The 17,332-nt window shown below is 43.2% G+C and carries 9 protein-coding genes; all 9 read right to left on the reverse strand.

Annotated elements, in window-relative coordinates:
- Nucleotides 1–1,215 (reverse strand): DUF6443 domain-containing protein (locus tag OCV73_RS04760; RefSeq protein WP_262512871.1); only part of this gene is annotated, 1,215 nt, incomplete at its 3' end.
- 12 nt (nucleotides 1,216–1,227) lie between these two features.
- Nucleotides 1,228–4,809: an RHS repeat domain-containing protein gene (locus OCV73_RS04765; RefSeq protein WP_147549714.1), complete on the reverse strand. Its 3,582-nt coding sequence runs from the start codon at nucleotides 4,807–4,809 to the stop codon at nucleotides 1,228–1,230.
- A gap of 141 nt (nucleotides 4,810–4,950) precedes the next feature.
- Complete coding sequence (gene nifJ / locus OCV73_RS04770; RefSeq protein WP_147549716.1) at nucleotides 4,951–8,502, reverse strand: pyruvate:ferredoxin (flavodoxin) oxidoreductase; 3,552 nt, start codon at nucleotides 8,500–8,502, stop codon at nucleotides 4,951–4,953.
- Nucleotides 8,503–8,554: 52 nt separating this feature from the next.
- Nucleotides 8,555–9,727, reverse strand: a complete 1,173-nt coding sequence (locus tag OCV73_RS04775; protein ID WP_147549719.1) for an ATP-binding protein — start codon at nucleotides 9,725–9,727, stop codon at nucleotides 8,555–8,557.
- 156 nt (nucleotides 9,728–9,883) lie between these two features.
- Nucleotides 9,884–11,074 carry an OmpA family protein gene (locus OCV73_RS04780; protein ID WP_147549723.1) on the reverse strand — a complete coding sequence of 397 codons (1,191 nt, stop codon included), beginning with the start codon at nucleotides 11,072–11,074 and terminating at the stop codon, nucleotides 9,884–9,886.
- 296 nt (nucleotides 11,075–11,370) lie between these two features.
- Nucleotides 11,371–13,404: a transketolase family protein gene (locus OCV73_RS04785; protein ID WP_147549726.1), complete on the reverse strand. Its 2,034-nt coding sequence runs from the start codon at nucleotides 13,402–13,404 to the stop codon at nucleotides 11,371–11,373.
- Nucleotides 13,405–13,551: 147 nt separating this feature from the next.
- Nucleotides 13,552–14,706 (reverse strand): galactokinase, encoded by a 1,155-nt coding sequence (galK, locus tag OCV73_RS04790; RefSeq protein WP_147549729.1) that lies wholly within the window; start codon nucleotides 14,704–14,706, stop codon nucleotides 13,552–13,554.
- 36 nt (nucleotides 14,707–14,742) lie between these two features.
- A complete protein-coding gene (locus OCV73_RS04795) occupies nucleotides 14,743–15,831 on the reverse strand; it encodes an aldose epimerase family protein (RefSeq protein WP_147549732.1) in 1,089 nt (362 codons plus the stop codon).
- A gap of 121 nt (nucleotides 15,832–15,952) precedes the next feature.
- Complete coding sequence (locus OCV73_RS04800; protein WP_147549735.1) at nucleotides 15,953–17,224, reverse strand: MFS transporter; 1,272 nt, start codon at nucleotides 17,222–17,224, stop codon at nucleotides 15,953–15,955.
- Nucleotides 17,225–17,332 lie beyond the last annotated feature (108 nt).

Below are 17,332 nucleotides of genomic sequence, written 5' to 3' on the forward strand. Positions count from 1 at the left end.
CCAGCAGGGGTCGTAACCGCTTTCGGGTGTGAAGGTGTGCCCGGGGGGGATAAAGGCGTAGGTGTCGTAATAGATCGCGCTCCGGGGCCTCAGCTGCTGACGGGGTTCGCACTGATTACTGTAACCCAGATTCTCAACCCCGTCTCCTGTATTTCCTACATAGTTCTCCCATACGTAATAATAATCGTTAAACCCATTCTGCATTACAGTCCGGCTGTCGTCGGTGTGCACAAGTCCCATAAGGACCGCACGACCTTGTATATCGTATTTGGTAAAGCTCCACTCATTTGTCAGACGCTGGTTGCCCGTCTGGCTAAGCACGGTACGTCCCAGTTTATTATATATATAATAAATCGGTTCGCAACCGGGAGGCTGGAAAGTATTGCGCCTGCCCCGGGAATCATAAACATGCTTATATACATGAGGGGCGAGCTGTGCCATATTGTAAGATTTCTCTTCCGAAGTCATATCGCTGGCCTGGGGAGGAAGAACATAACGAAGGCGGCCTGCCGTATCGTAGATATAGTAAGTGTCGCACCAGTCGTTCCCGTTTATCTGCCGGAACAGAATAAGGCGACCGCTCTTGTCGGTAAATTCATAGCTTACGTTTCCGTTTTCATCCTCGGATTTCACGGCAGTGAGTACGTCGGCAGGATAATTTCCGTTATTTTTCAAAGAGCTGGTGAAACGATAGTTACGAACGGAGAGTTCGCCGGAAGCGGTATTAAACAGGTATTCTGTTTTCCGGCTGTGGTTTCCGCTTATGCCGGCATTCCTCCAGGCCTCCCCAGGCCCTATTTTTTCCACTTCCCGGTTCAGCAACGAGCGTTCATATACGGTTTCGGAAAAAGGATTATCGTCCCCGTAAAAGGAAATACCTGCGGCCTTTACCTGTGTAAAAGGTACATAGTTGCCCTGGTCTCCGTTCACAGGTACGGGAAGCCATTCTTTAACGGGCAATCCCTTGAAACCGTACTGGACATAATTAACGACATCATATACACCGGGGTTGATGCCGCGCTGCACGGTCTGTTCCAGGCGACCCAGGCCGTCGTAATACTTTACGGTTACCAGTGCCTCTAATTCATCCTCACTTACATCCGTACAGGGTATAAGAGGGTCCACGCTCTTTATGTAATTCCGGTCCATACTCTGGCTGTAAACGGTTTTTCCCGACAATATCACGATACAGATAATAATATATAATGCTTTCATAGCCTGATAGGTTTAACGGGATTTCAAATTATAGGTATATTTGCGTATCAGATGCCGGTTATAGTCCCTTATTTCTTTTAACCGTCCGTAGTCGTCATAGTTATAGTAAGTGGTTACTCCGCGGCCGTCGGTCTCGGAAACGACCCCGACCAGCCAGCGGTAAGTCAGTGTCGTCACATCCGAACCTGCAGGAAGTGCCGCTCTCAAACGTCCTAAATATTCTTCGGTACGGGAGGAATTCTCCAGAAAATCGCGGCGGGTAAGACCCGCATTACGTAATATATTATCTACATCGGCAGAGGTCATACCCCTGAACTCCGCTACCGGATGGCTGCCGCCATACCCCCATAAGAAACTGGCTACTGGTACAAAACAATATTCTATATCAAGAATATGCCCCCCGGCATCGTATATATAGGAAGGGCCGGGAACATCGAACAAATTCTCCAGTCCGGATGTCAGTTCGAGAGTTTTTCCTAAAGGGTATCCGCCGGCAGGTTTTCCCAGGCATGAAGAAGAGGCTGAAGAAGTAAGCCGCCCCAACAGATCGTATCGGTTACGCTTGGCATCCACAATATAGCCGTCGATTACCCGTATTTCGGAAGTCACTTTATCGGTTATAAAACCGTTATGAAAATCTTTCAAATAGGTATAATAAACGATCTCTTTCCCCCCGGTAGATGTCTCGCGGGTTACGGATAAAGGCAAGTCTCCTTCCATTCCATAAGTATGGAAACCTGAAAAATAGGTGTATTCGGACGTAACGGAATAATTAGAATATTCTTCTTGCATCTTTTTTAGTCTTTTATTATACGGGACGATACGGAATTTAGTTATACCGTAGTCGCTGTTGTAAGAAAATCCTGCGGCATTATTTGGCAGCAAAGTAAAATCGGCCAGTACAAAAAGACCTCCCACAAAATAGTATTCAAGGGTATCTTCCACTATCTGATAATCATAATAGACATCTTTTATCGAATAAAAACTCTCTGCATTACAATAAGAAATTCTTTTAAGATTACCCCGGTAATGCGCCATGGAGGTACGAATACGGCTCGAAGGGGGAGCTTGAAGAGAATACCCCATTTCATCGAGATCCTGATAACGAACGTTATCGACAGTGGTCGTATAGTAACGGTCGACATGGGGTGCTCCGCTTTCTTTCGCCGGATCGGAATGGGGATAGATATATTGTTCCGAAACATACCCGTATTCGACCCGAGGTGCACCTACAGGAGTCCGATAGAAACCCGAAGAATAGTTGGTATGCAACTTAAATGGTGTAGGCGGGGGAGTATGCCAGGCATCATAAGCATACCGCACATATTTTCGAGCAGTATAATTGGGGCGTTCCGGCAATGCACCGCTCGAATGTAACGGTTCGTTAAAATAATTATAGCTATAACGCTTAATGACCGTATCTCCGCTGAATAACGACCGTATCTCTTTGATCCTCAAACCGCCTCCCAATGCTTCGGCATTTCCGGGAGGGGCCTGCGGCTCTTTATAATGAAAATATTCTATAGGAATATTTCCATACATGGAGGTTCCTATCCCCGGATTATCGAATTTATCTTTTAGTTGCCAGACCGGTATCTGATCTTCATATTCCAACGAAATTTTATACGTACCGGCTTTCTCCAGATACTGGCGGTAAACAATCGTCCCGCCCGGCTCGCTCAATGTACGGGTCGATATTTCGTCCAGGTAAATAACAGACCGGGACGCCTCGATATCGGGCTGATCGAGATAACGTATTATCAGACGGGGAAAGACATTATCGCAACCGGATCTGATATGGTCGCAGGAATAGTCCATCCAGGTAGCCAGAAATTCACCCAGTCCCCAATAATATTTGTTCAGGTACAATTTAATACTTTGCGGATAGGGAATATCAATCGTTATCTCTTTTTTTCCTCGTCCGGTCAATCCGCATATAGTATCTTTATATACAATCTCTTCCCGATCGCTCGTGTCGTTTATCGTAAGGCGGCTTCCGCCTACATAGGAATATGTATTCGGCTCCCATTCATATTCCACCCGTCCTCCGGTAGGATAAGACACCGCCGTTAATGAGCCTTTTTTAGGTATTTCCCGGTCGCTGTTCCGGTCGGCTCCTCCTCTTCCAGGAAATTCCACAAATTCGGGAACCAGGAAAAGATTATCTTTTCCGTTCGGATATCCCCAGTGATCTTGTCCGTAATCGGTCCACGGCAGGAAACCATCTCCGTCATAGGTAAACCCACGGTATAAAACAGACGCATTATCACTCAGCGAGAGTTTTTCTATCTTATCGAGCTTTAACGCACATCCTGTTGTATGGTCGTCATACAACCCTTTTGAAAAATAAGAATAACAGAATTTATACTTCCTGATATAATTTCCGTCTTTGGTTCTTACATATATATAGTCCAGTTTGCTTATATCGTTATTGATATCCCGCCGAGGTGTCCCATCGTTGATAAAAAGCACCTCGACTTTACCGTTACTAACAGACGATAACATTTTAGGGGCTATAACCGTATAATTAGCTGTAGAAAAAAATGTAGGTCTCCCAGGCAATACTTCAGCATCATGCCGCATTTGAAATCCCCCGGAGTAGACACACAATCTGTTATTATTCTTATAACTGAGAGAAATACTCCCCTCCCCGGGGATTTCTATCCTTGTAAGATACCAGGAAGAAACATAAGGAATCGTATCGTTATAAATATCTGCCACTCCCCCTGGTTCACCGCTAAGCGGATCATAACATTTATAGGGATGATAAGAAAATTCTTTTTCCTGGAAATAATACATCACTCCTTTCCGGTCGCGTATGGAAAATGAATCGGGAAAATGTACACCGACAAATTCTATGGGACTGTCCGTTTGAACTTTCACCTCATACCTGGCGTGCAAATTTCCCGGAAAGCCTGAGACTTGGTTTAGCATAAATGCTCCCGAATATCCCATAAAATTAAAACTATACATATCCTGAGCACTGTCCATAAAACCGCCCTCGAAGTTCCCCATTAAACGGAGTTGTTTCATTAACCTGTAATGAGAAGACTTATAATAACTGGAATCTTTAAGATTATCCTCAGTAGGAGGCACATACTCAAATGTGGAAGGATCGTAATTAGGGTTCTTTGTCATATTATACCGGATCGACTCTTTATCGAATTTCGATAAATGAAAGAATCCTCTCAGCCTATAGTCTGTATCAGACTCGTTTGGAGCCTCCTCTTTACTGGTGATAGTCTCATCGGGCAAACCGCAAACCGTGCGGGAGATTACTCCGCCTGCATTCAACACCCAGCCCAGCCCCACCCGACTCGCCAACTCGTTTACCTTTATTCCCCCTCCATGATAACTGATGGAAACGGGTAAAGAAAAGCTGCCTTCCTGTACGGTATATAAAGGAATATCTATCTGTGGTAAACCGTAAAAATAGCTCACCGGCGTCTCGGCATATTCGCATAAAGATGCTGCTTCGGGAGACGGCGGCAATACGTTGGCATACTGCCTGTGCAACGGTTCGTCGGAGTAATTTCTTTGAGCATAAAGCAATAAAGGAAACAGGTATAAAATCAAAAGGAGGTTTTTCATCATATGTATCCGAAATTTAAAATAATGCGTACAATCACAAAAGATATGCAATTATAATAAAAATTTATTTATATACCTAATTTTATGTAACAAAAAAAGAGGTGGCTCAAAAACCACCTCTTTACAACTATATTATAGTCCTAATTATTCCGGATCGACACCCCATTGCTGCTTGGCCAAGCGTTTATAGTTATTATAACGCCACATGGCATTGTTCTGGGCAGCCTGAAACAGTTCTTCGGCCTCGGCCGGATATTGTTTCATGACCGATGCGAAACGTACTTCGCTCTTGAGGAAATCCTGGAATTTATCCCATTGCGGCTCTTTACTATCGAGCGTGAACGGATTTTTTCCTTCTTTCTCCAATTCGGGATTATAACGCCACAAGTGCCAGTATCCGCATTCTACGGCTGCAGCTTCTTCGGCCTGCGATTTACCCATGCCTTTCTTAAGTCCGTGGTTGATACAGGGCGAATAAGCTATGATGATGGAAGGCCCGTCATAAGCTTCGGCCTCACGTATGGCTTTCAGCGTCTGTGCCTGATCGGCTCCCATAGCAATCTGTGCGGCATATACGTAACCGTATGTGGAAGCTATCAATCCCAGGTCTTTTTTACGGATGCGTTTACCTGATGCGGCAAACTTGGCAATAGCTCCTACAGGTGTAGCTTTGGAAGCCTGACCTCCCGTATTGGAGTAAACCTCGGTATCGAGAACCAGGATATTTACATTTTTACCGGATGCCAGTACATGGTCGAGACCTCCGAAACCGATATCGTATGAAGCACCGTCGCCACCGATAATCCACTGGCTGCGTTTTACGAGGTAATGACTGAGCTCTGCGATTTTTTTACAAAGGTCGCAATCGCAAGCATTCACCATCGGGACGATCTTTTCGGCCAGTTCACGGCTTTTTTCTACATCTTCTTTATTTTCGATCCATTCGGTAAAGAGGGCTTTCAGTTCATCGCTGCAACATGTGCAGATTTGAGCCTCGTTCATCAGTTTTTCAAGGCGTTCGCGCATTTTCTCATTCGCGAGAACCATACCCAGGCCGAATTCACAGAAGTCCTCGAACAACGAATTGGCCCATGCCGGACCTTGTCCTTTGGTATTTGTCGTGTAAGGAGTTGAAGGAACCGAACCGGAATAAATGGAAGAGCAACCTGTTGCATTCGCTACCATTTCACGGTCTCCGTAAAGTTGTGTAATCAGTTTTACATACGGAGTTTCACCGCAACCGGAACAAGCTCCCGAGAATTCGAACAGCGGAGTTGCGAATTGTGAATTCTTAACATTAGCCTTAATATCTACCAGATGTTGTTTGGAAGCCACTTTGTCGGCACAGTAATCCCAGTTGGGAACTTCGCCTAACTGACTTTCCAGGTCTGTCATTTTCAAGGCTTTTCCCTGTTTGTTTCCGGGGCATACATCGGCACAGTTACCGCAACCGAGACAATCGAGAACATCGACCTGTATGCGGAAACGCATTCCGTCGAAGGCTTTTCCTACAGCTTTGAGCGTATCGTTTTCGCCGAACGGAGCTGCCGACATTTCGGCTTCATCCAGTACGAACGGACGGATAGAAGCGTGAGGACAAACGTAGGCACATTTATTACACTGAATACAATTATCTTTATTCCAGGTAGGAACGAATGCAGCAACACCGCGTTTTTCATATTTCGCCGTTCCCTGATACCAGGTTCCGTCTTCGATTCCCTTGAAAGCGGAAACTTTCAACAGATCTCCGTCTTGTGCATTGATAGGACGAACTACATCGTTAATGAATGCAGGATCGTGGTTCACGGGTTTTGGATCTTCAGGAAGATTAACCCAGGAAGCATCTACAGGAAGCTGTTTATATTCTCCGCCCCTGTCAACAGCAGCGTAGTTCTTATTTACGACATCTTCGCCTTTCTTGCCATAAGACTTAACGATGAATTTTTTCATCTGCTCTACGGCAAGGTCTACAGGAATCACATTGGTTATACGGAAAAATGCCGATTGAAGAATCGTATTGGTACGGTTACCCAAACCTATTTCCTGAGCAATCTTCGTTGCATTGATATAATAAACCGAAATATTCTTCTGAGCGACATAACGTTTCACGTTATTCGGAAGATTCTTCACTAAATCGTCACCTTCCCATATCGTATTCAGCAAGAATGTTCCGTTCTCACGCAGGCCACGGGTAACATCATACATGTGTAAATAAGCCTGTACATGGCAAGCTACGAAATTAGGCGTATTCACCAAATAGGTAGAACGGATAGGCTCATCTCCGAAACGAAGATGCGAACAAGTGAAACCGCCAGATTTCTTAGAGTCATAAGCAAAATATGCCTGACAATATTTATCGGTATTATCACCGATGATTTTAACGGAGTTCTTATTGGCTCCTACCGTACCATCTGCTCCCAGCCCGTAAAATTTAGCTTCGAACATACCGTCTCCGCCCAATGCGATATCTTCTTTGGGAGGAAGAGAAGTAAAGGTAACGTCATCTATAATACCCAGCGTAAACTGATTTTTAGGTTCCGGTAAAGCCAGGTTTTCATATACAGAAAGTATCTGAGCCGGAGTAGTATCTTTCGATCCCAGACCATAACGGCCTCCTACGATAAGCGGAGCATTCTCTTTTCCGTAGAAACAATCTTTTACATCCAGATACAAGGGTTCGCCGTTTGCACCCGGTTCTTTCGTACGGTCCAGTACGGCAATCCGCTTAGCCGATGCAGGAACGGCTGCCAGGAAATGTTTGGCAGAAAACGGACGGTACAAATGTACCGAAACCAGACCTACTTTTTCACCTTTCGCCATCAAATAGTCGATAGCTTCACGGGCTGCTTCGGTAACAGATCCCATCGCAATGATCACGCGTTCGGCATCTTCGGAACCATAATAATTGAACAAACCGTATTTACGACCGGTGAGTTCGGAGATTTTGTCCATGTATTCTTCTACGATAGCAGGAACCGCATCGTAGTAAGAGTTGCTGGATTCCCTGTGCTGGAAGAAATGGTCGGGGTTTTCGGCCATACCGCGAGCAACCGGTTTTTCAGGATTCATGGCGCGGGAACGGAATTCGGACAAAGCCTCCTGGTCGATCAACGGAGCCAGGTCATCGTTATCCAACATCTCGATTTTCTGTATTTCATGAGAAGTACGGAAACCATCGAAGAAGTTCATGAACGGAACTCTCGATTTAATAGTAGCCAAATGGGCAACACCGGCCAAATCCATCACTTCCTGAACCGAACCTTCGCACAACATAGCGAAACCCGTTTGACGGGCAGACATAACATCCTGATGATCACCGAAGATACACAAGGCATGCGATGCCAGGGTACGAGCCGATACATGGAACACGCAGGGAAGCAATTCTCCTGCTATTTTATACATATTAGGTATCATCAGCAGCAAACCCTGAGATGCCGTATAAGTCGTAGTAAGAGCACCGGCCTGTAACGAACCGTGAACAGCACCCGCTGCACCGCCTTCCGATTGCATTTCCTGTACCAATACTGTTTCGCCAAAGATATTTTTCCGCCCTGCAGCAGCCCATTCATCAACATATTCTGCCATCGTTGATGAAGGAGTGATGGGATAAATAGCAGCAACTTCCGAGAACATATACGAGATATGTGCGGCAGCCTGATTTCCATCACATGTTAAGAACTTCTTTTGTTTGCTCATTTTTTAGTATATTAGGTATATAATTAAAAATTCTGTTTGTTTCTTGTCAAATTTAATATAAAAATCCGAATAACCATAACGGTATCACATTATCATGCCCTGTCTTCAATTCATCGGCTGCATAATACAAGTTAGGATTCGCCCTCCTGGGAACGGTTCCCACCCTGAACGGCATCTCTCCGTTCACGAGAAATTGAAAACCTTTTCCCCCTATATTCAAATGATTATCCTTATGCAACATATTATAAAAGAAAGTTTCCCTTACGGCCTGAGGTTCTACCTGCACAGAGCGGGTGGAGTACATAAGATTGGTATTATGCATATATACCATCGCCGGTTTTTTGGGATATTCCTCTCCTTCTTTATACAGCATATTGATAAGACGCGCATCCTTCAGGCATTTAATATAATTCATAACCGTAGCCCGGGACGTTTCGATATCTTTGCTCAACTGGCTCACATTGGGTGCAGCCGGAGCACTCACGGTAAGCAGATAAAGCAGACGTCTTACTTTCGGCAAATAAGACAACTCGATCTGTTTCAGGAATAATATGTCAATCTCCATCATCATGTTCATGGTTTTCAGCAAGTTTTCCGAGAAATTTCTTTTTTCCAGGAAAAAAGGATAAAAACCATGATGCAAGTACCCCTGCAAATATTCCTGAGGATTCACAGCCGCATATATTTCATGTGCAATCTCTTTATGAAGGGTAATGATATCGTCTAACGTTACCGAAGAAAGATCGGTTCCCGCAAGCAAATTTATATATTCGCGAAACGAGAATCCCCGCAGATTATAAGAATCTACTAATCCTGACAAAGCGGAATTTTCCTCTTTCAGCCTCATTACGGACGAACCCGTAAATACAATTTTAAGTTCCGGAAAGTTATCATAACAATATCTTAATTCATCGGACCATCCCGGATATTTAAACACTTGGTCTATCAGCAAAGTTTTTCCTCCTTGTGAAAGAAATTCTTTTGCAAATTTACGTAAACTGTGCTCGGTAAAATAAAGATTGTTCGTATTGATATACAGGCAACTGCGGTCAGTTCCGAACTTCTCGCGTGCATATTGTAATAAAAAAGTAGTTTTTCCGACGCCACGGCAGCCTTTAATACCTATTAAACGGGCATTCCAATCAATCTCATCCATCAGATGTCGCCTGACAGGTGAGCTAACATGCTCTACCAGATACTTGTGTGTCTTATAAAATGATTCCACTTCCTAGTTACAAATAGGATACAAATATACACATTAATCCATCTTTTGCAAAGTTGACATAGCAATTTTACAACTTTTTCTCAAAAGACGAATTATAAAAGAGAGGCGCCTGCTTTACAGACGCCTCTCTTTTATAAATTTTATATTGCGCACTGGTTATTTAACCGGTGCAATAGTTGCAGCACGATCCAGCGTATAAGAACCGAATAAATTCAAATTACCGTCATTCGTAGTCTTCTCGAGTTGCTTAGGATTAACACCGAAGTTCTGAACCAATACATTATAAACTTTCTGTGCACGGGCTTCACGCAATTTAGCATTATATGAAGCAGAACCTGTTTTATTATCGGCATAACCCGTTACGACATATTTGGTATTCTCATTAGCTTTCATCACCTTTGCCAAGGCTTTCAAGATAGTAAGGTCTTTACGGGTAACATCGGAACGGTCGGCGGAAAAATAGATCGTAGCGCAAGGCGTTTCTTCTGCCTGCTCTACTACTACCGGCTGCTGTTTCTGGGCATCGGCCAATTGTTGTTCCAAATTAGCAATCTTATTATTGGCATCTTTCAACTGGGCTACCAGCGCATCGCCTTCCTGATCGCTATATTTACTCATCACAGGTTCGACAACCGGCATTACCGGAGCTTTCCATTCTCTTTCCTTGAACTTATAGGCAACTCCTAAAGTCGCACCTACGATAAAATCACCGCGTTTTCCACCATCGCCGTCAAAGTTATTCTCAACCATACCGGCATTGATATCCAGATTCAAGTCCCATGCTTTGCTTAAACGGAAACGATTTAAAAATCCCAAGCGCAGGTATAATGAACTTCCTTCATTCAAATCGGTACCGATAGCCGCACCTCCTCCTAAATATAAAATAGGAGAATATACACGGTTCGCCCGATACCCGCAGAACAAAGAAGAAAAATCCCCCATCACATCAATATGAGGAGTAAAGAAACCGAACTTCTGTTTATGGTACAGCACACCGTCTTTCTCATAAGGCTGTCCGTAAACAAAACTGTTGCCTGTAGTAAGACCACGCATTCCATAATAATCGGCGCCTAATCTCAAACCGATCACAGGAGTGAACCATTTTCCTACATTTATATTGAAACTGGGTGTGATGCGATCGCCGAAACCATACTTGGAATCTTGTTGTCCCAAATAAACATCAGCACCCGCTCCTGCAGAGATAAACCAATTATCCCAAAAACCATTCATCAAAAGACTTTTTACAGGAACTCTTTCCGATTTGCTCTCTTCGGAGGCAGTAGCACCTTTAGCTATCGGAGCACAAATAAGTGCAAATAATAAAACTACTGAAGATAGTTTTTTCATATCCTTCTAAAATTCTTAATTAATATATATACGCTACAATATTCTTTTTACCTTATTTCAGATAAATTATGCGGCTAAGTTAACACTTATTTTTGACTTACAAAACACATTGCACATTTTATATACAAATATTTATAAAAAAAATTTCTCTCACGTTTAAATATTTAAATTATATGCTACACTGCACATCTTATAATCAATATCTTATAATCAATGTATTACACATAGAACTTTATCTATAAAGAAAGCCGGTAGAAAATTCCACCGGCTCTTTAGTTTATATTTTTTATGTATTCTTATTTACTTAAAAAGTCTTTTACCTGTTTTAAAATATGAGCAGTCGTAAAACCGAACTTTTCATCCAGGACTTTATACGGCGCCGAACTTCCAAAATGATCCAACCCATAGACCTTCCCTTCGGGACCTACCAACCGATAAAGAGTAGAAGGCAATCCTGCAGTCAGTCCGAAAACAGGAATATGAGGAGGTATCACTTTCTCCCTGTAACCAGCAGGCTGATTAAAAAACAATCCCGTAGAAGGAGCCGAAACAATCTGCACCCGGGTTCCTTCTTTCCTCAGCTCAGCTGCGACATCGACCAAAAGTCCAACTTCCGAACCATTAGCAACCAAAACGATATCAGGATTCTCATCTCCATTCAATATATAGGCCCCCTGCTTGCATTGCAAAGCTTCTTTAAAACGATCGCCCGACTCTGCCGGCAAATCATTCAAGTCTTGTCGTGACAAGATCAATCCTGTAGGAGTGGAGTTGTTTTCCATTGCCAATTTCCAACAAACTGTAGTCTCGGCACTGTCGGCGGGACGAAGCACCAACATGCTGTTTTCTCCGCTGTGATTTTTCAATTCTTCCATCAATCTTATCTGCGCCTCCTGTTCTACAGGTTCGTGCGTAGGTCCGTCCTCTCCCACTCTAAAAGCGTCATGAGTCCAGATATATTTCACCGGTAATTCCATCAACGCAGCCATACGTACAGCCGGTTTCATATAATCGGAAAATACGAAGAACGTACCACATGCACCTATAACTCCTCCATGCAAAGCGATACCGTTCATAACCGCCGCCATCGTAAGCTCCGAAACCCCGGCCTGCAAAAAGGCTCCTGAAAAATCGCCATTCGTAAATGCATGTGTCTTTTTTAAGAATCCGTCCGTCTTATCAGAATTCGCAAGGTCTGCAGAAGAAACGACCATATTTTTTATTTTCTCACCAAAAACGCTTAATACATTGGCCGAAGCCGTACGTGAAGCCTGATTGGCCTTATGTATAATCGCCTTGTAATCAATCTCAGGCAGTTTTCCTGCAAAATAATCTTTCAATTGTACGGCAAGTTCCGGATTTTCTTTTTCCCATTTCTCCTGAATCGCCCTGCGTTCAGACACCATTTTCTCCAGATCCTTTTTCCGGTCTTCATACAGTTTCTTTACTTCGGGAAAGATTACGAACGGATCCTCAGGATTTCCGCCCAGATTAACAACAGTCTTTTCATAAGAAGCGCCCGATTTACTTAAGGGCTGGCCATGTGTCGAACATTTGCCCTCGAAATTTTCTCCTGCATCTGTTATGACACCTTTACCCATAACAGTGTGCCCGATGATCAATGTCGGACGTTTTTTCTCCTCTCCCGCCAGATTCAAAGCATCACATATGGCAACAGGATCATTTCCGTTTATCTCTATTACATTCCAGTTCCATGCACGATATTTTGCAGCGGTATCTTCATCGGTCACGGCTTCGGTATCGGTAGACAACTGTACTTTATTGCTATCATAAAACATGATTAAATTATGAAGACCCAGATATCCGGCTAAACGGCCTGCACCTTGAGAAATCTCTTCCTGAATCCCTCCGTCCGAAATAAAAGCATAAGTCTTATGACTCATCCATTCACCGAAACGGGCGACCAGAAAACGTTCGGCAATAGCCGATCCTACAGCCATGGTATGGCCTTGTCCCAACGGACCGGATGTATTTTCAACGCCTCTTTCTACATCTACTTCAGGATGCCCCGGAGTTACACTCCCCCATTGGCGGAACTGTTTTAAATCTTCCATCGCAAACTTTCCGCATAGAGCCAATACCGCATAGAGCATAGGAGACATATGACCTGGATCGAGAAAAAAACGGTCCCGCAATATCCAGCGCGGATCTTCAGGGTCATAAACCAGAAAACGGGAATACAGAGCATTTATAAAATCAGCTCCACCCATCGCCCCGCCCGGATGCCCGGACCGGGCCTTTTCTACCATAGATGCAGCCAGGATACGTATATTATCGGCCGCTTTGTTCATATTAACCGTACTGTCCATAATAAATTTCTTTCCTACAAATATACAATTTTTATTTAACAGCACAATTGAGCAAGATGAATATCTCCATAGATAAAAATATGATACAAAAAGAGCGTCTTATAATAAGACGCTCTTTTTGTAATTTTCTTTAAATACTTTACTTTATCAATCTTCCAATTTACGCGAACCATCGCCAATAACAACATCGTAAATCTTAGGAGCTCTTCCGAATTTTTCAGGGAAGCGGCTTTGAACCATATCAATAAACGGTTTATAAAGTTCATCTTTTACCAGATTGATCGTACATCCGCCAAAACCTCCGCCCATTACGCGCGAACCGGTCACACCGCATTCACGGGCAATACCATTCAGGAAGTCCAGTTCTTCGCAACTCACTTCATACAGTTGGCTCATACCGTAATGCGTTCCGAACATCTTTTCTCCCACGGTTTCATAATCTCCTTTATTCAATGCATCACAGGCATCCAACAATCGTTGTATCTCCTCGATCACATATTCGGCACGCATAAAGTCTTCCTGTGAAACTTCAGCAGCGACCTCATCCAGCATAGCCCGGTTCGCATCACGAAGCAGTTTTACTTCGGGGTGGCGTTTAGCTATAGCGGCAACAACCGCTTCGCAAGACTCACGCCTTTTATTATAAGCAGACGATGCTAACTCATGTTTCACAACAGAATCCACCAAAACGACCCTGTATCCCTTCGGGTCAAAAGGCACATATTCATATTCAAGAGAACGACAATCTAAACGAATAAGATGTCCTTTCTTACCGAAAACCGAAGCAAACTGGTCCATAATACCACATTTAACACCACAGTAATTATGCTCGGTAGCCTGTCCTATTTTAGCCAGTTCAAACTTATCTATACCCAAATGGTACATATCATTCAATGCGAAAGCAAAAGCACTTTCCAATGCTGCCGAAGAAGAAAGGCCGGCTCCCAACGGGACGTCTCCGGAGAATGCAGTATCGAATCCCCGCACTTTGCCTCCACGTTTTTCGATTTCTCTTACTACACCGAATATATAACGGGCCCAACTTTGAGAAGGCGCGTCTTTTTCTTCCATACCGAACTCGGCATATTCATCCAAATCCACAGCATAAGCCCGTATCAAATCGGTCCCGTTTTCTCTAATTTCAAGCAACATACCTTTATCGATAGCACCCGGCAAAACAAAACCGCCATTATAATCGGTATGTTCACCGATCAGATTAATACGTCCGGGAGAAAAATAAAATGCTCCTGTTGTACCAAATTGTTTTTCAAATTTCGCTTTTACTATTTCTTTGTTTTTCATTTTACTTATATTTTTAATTATCAATTTTTCATATTTTCACCCTTCAACCCCGAATTTATATATACACGTCTGGGTATATTTTTCTCCCGGTCGTAACACGGTAGAAGGGAAATGGGGATTATTCGGACTGTCCGGGAAATGTTGTGTTTCAAAACAGATCGCTGTACGTTCACTATAACAATGCCCTTCTTTTCCTAAAAAACCGTTCAACCAATTGCCCGTATATAATTGGACACCCGGTTCGGTCGTATAAACTTCCATCGAAATTCCGGTCTTAGGCGAAACTGCTTTAGCCGCCAAAACCATTTCTCCCACCCATCTTTTATTTAATACATAATTATGGTCATATCCCCGTCCGAAACGCAATTGTTCATAATCAGCATCTATACGTTCCCCTACAACATGAGGAGTATTGAAATCCATCGGTGTTCCGGCCACTTTTCTTATTTCCCCTGTCGGGACAGATTTATCATCCATAGGAGTAAAATGGTCGGCATGAATAGTCACCACATGATTTGTTATTTCTCCTCCGTTATCTCCGTTAAGATTGAAGAACGAATGATGCGTCAAATTAACGACCGTAGCTTTATCCGTTTTCGCCTCATAATCAATACGCATTTCATTATCATCCGTAAGCGTATATCGAACTTTTACCGTTAGTTCTCCGGGAAAGCCTTCTTCTCCATCCGGAGAAACATATGTCAGGTCAAGAGAATTGTCGTCATTTTGTACAGCGTCCCACACTACATTATTATATCCTATAAGACCGCCATGCAGGGCGCAGTCGGGATTATTGGAAGGTATTTTATATGCTTTGTCGTCCAGAACAAACTCTCCTCGTTTTATCCGGTTTCCATACCGTCCTATCAAAGCTCCCAGATATTTTTCAGGAGTATTCAGATATTTCTCGATAGAAGCATATCCCAATACTACGTCTACAGGATGCCCGCTCCTGTCGGGTACGACGAGAGAAACTACTATACCTCCAAAATTAGTTATACATATCTCCGCTCCTTTACGATTGGACAGAACATATAACCTGACATCTTTTCCGTCCAAAACGGTTTCAAAATCTTTTGTCTTAATTCCGGAAACAGTAACTCCGGATTGTGATGTATTTTTCATTTTATCTAGCCTTTCTTCCGGTCTTTTTTCAACCGGATAAATAATTATATAAAGAAATAATAAGCCGGAATAATCTCTTCAGATAGCATATCCCGGCCTATAATTATTTTGCAAACCGGAATTATTCCACAGGAATATCTTTATTCACATTTTTGCAACCGTATAAAGCGTAATAAAGCATATAAACAATCGCTGCCACGACAACCCAATAGCTGGACATATAACCGAACCAGTCGGCAACACTACCCTGCAAGAGAGGCAAAAGACCTCCGCCGCATACCATTACCATAAAGAAACCCGAAGCAGCCTCGGTATATTTTCCTAAACCGGCAACGGCGAGATTAAAGATCCCCCCCCACATCACCGAAGTACAAAGTCCGCACAAAATAAGCAGCATGATACTTACGGGAACTTTTATAAGACCGAACGAAATATCAGATTTAAAGACAGGCATATTTACTGTCAAATTCATAGGACAGACGATAGCCCCCAATACAAGGACAAGCCCTAATGTAGTAACAAAAAGCATCATAGCCTTACTGGATATCTTACCCCCTAAAGCTCCCCCGAAAAGACGGCCTACCAGCATCAGGAACCAATAAGTTCCCACAACCGTTCCGGCAGCGGCGGCATCTATAGCCAGTTCATTAGTCATGAATTGATTGGCTATATTAGGGATACCTACTTCTACACCTACATATACGAAAATTGCCAGCGCTCCTAATAAAAAATGACGGAAAGACAAAGCACTATATTTATCTTTGGTCTTTGACACTTTACTGACAGTTAAACGAGGCTCCGGAATATTTACCAGCAATAATACAACAAATACGAGAGCAAAAATTCCCATAGCGATAAACAAAGCCGGGTTAGCCTTATCGATAGTGGTACGGGCGACATCGCCCATCAAATAACCTACGAGCACGGGGACGATAGTAGCGCTCAGTGAATTGCACGAACCGCCGAATTGCAATAACTGATTTCCTCTTTTGCCTTCACCGCCTAATGTGTTCAACATCGGATTTACCACTGTATTCAACATACACATAGAAAAACCGGAAACGAATGCACCCGTAAGATAGACTCCGAAACTGGATGCTACTCCGGACAAATAAGTAATACCCACTCCAACGAAACCTACGACAATGGCGGCCAAAGCAGTTCTTTTATAACCTATACGCTGTAAAAGCAAACCTGCCGGTATCCCCATAAATGCATAAGCAATAAAATTCGCGGCATTTCCCAGCTGCGAAAGAAAGATACTAGTTCCAAATTGATTCTTAACGATCACTCCCATAGGGTTTTGCAAGCCTGTCACAAACGATATCATGGCAAAAAGCGCAAACATCATCGCTATGGGTAAAGCATAATTCTTTTTCTGAACAGAATTCATTTTTGATAAAAGTTTAAGTTGTTATTTTGTTTTTAAGCTGTTTTTCAGGGCAATTTATCAAAAAGACGAAAAGAAATCGTTCATCTCTGGTGAGTATAATAAAAAATC

This window comes from Barnesiella propionica (assembly GCF_025567045.1).
Classification (GTDB): Bacteria; Bacteroidota; Bacteroidia; order Bacteroidales; family Barnesiellaceae; genus Barnesiella_B; species Barnesiella_B propionica.

Bases quoted from the DNA above. Each gene is read 5' to 3' on its own strand.
- OCV73_RS04765 (WP_147549714.1), bottom strand. From the start codon at position 4,809: ATGATGAAAAACCTCCTTTTGATTTTATACCTGTTTCCTTTATTGCTT.
- nifJ (WP_147549716.1), bottom strand. From the start codon at position 8,502: ATGAGCAAACAAAAGAAGTTCTTAACATGTGATGGAAATCAGGCTGCC.
- OCV73_RS04780 (WP_147549723.1), bottom strand. From the start codon at position 11,074: ATGAAAAAACTATCTTCAGTAGTTTTATTATTTGCACTTATTTGTGCT.
- OCV73_RS04785 (WP_147549726.1), bottom strand. From the start codon at position 13,404: ATGGACAGTACGGTTAATATGAACAAAGCGGCCGATAATATACGTATC.
- galK (WP_147549729.1), bottom strand. From the start codon at position 14,706: ATGAAAAACAAAGAAATAGTAAAAGCGAAATTTGAAAAACAATTTGGT.
- OCV73_RS04795 (WP_147549732.1), bottom strand. From the start codon at position 15,831: ATGAAAAATACATCACAATCCGGAGTTACTGTTTCCGGAATTAAGACA.
- OCV73_RS04800 (WP_147549735.1), bottom strand. From the start codon at position 17,224: ATGAATTCTGTTCAGAAAAAGAATTATGCTTTACCCATAGCGATGATG.